The following is a 548-nucleotide window of genomic DNA, read 5'->3' as shown; positions in this document are numbered from 1 at the left end:
GCCGGTCGAGCTCGTCGGCGAGGTCGGCGAGGCAGCCGCGCTGCTCGTGGGCGAGGAACCGCAGGCCGGTGTGGATCGCCGCGACGATCCCCATGGGCAGGCCGGCCTCGCGGCCCTTGGCGTGCATCGCGTCCGCCAGGTGCTCGCCCTCGGTGACGCGTCCGGCGAGCAGCGCCTGGCAGGTGCGGGTGCGCAGCACGTGGAAGGCGAACGCGGGGCGGCGCAGCTCCCTGGCGAGGAAGTCGGCCTCGTCGAGGGCGGCGTCGGCACCCGCCAGATTCCCGGCGGCGATCATGCTGACGTAGCCCGCGATCTGCCCGGCGAAGGTGATCTCCAGATCGGCGAGGCGCAGTCCCAGCGAGGTCAGCTCGTGCGCGACGGACAGCCGCTCCTCCTCGTGGTCGGGTCCTGCGATGGCGGCGTGGTGGCTGGCGAGGACCTGCGCGAGGACCTTCGGGTCGCCGATCCGGCGCGCCATCCGCACCGCCTCGCCGCTGTATCCGCTGTCGCGGCTGCGGTGGCCGGGGGCGGCGCCCAGGGCCGCGCCG

At 75.4% G+C, this 548-nt stretch carries 1 protein-coding gene; it reads right to left on the bottom strand.

Features of this window, described 5'->3' with window-relative positions:
* Positions 1-548, bottom strand: a 548-nt coding sequence (locus tag ACYVE7_RS35465) for a hypothetical protein (RefSeq protein WP_460371089.1), incomplete at both ends; no start/stop codon positions are given.

Source organism: Actinocorallia lasiicapitis (genome assembly GCF_054778695.1).
This window is presented reverse-complemented; position numbering and strand designations above follow the sequence as displayed.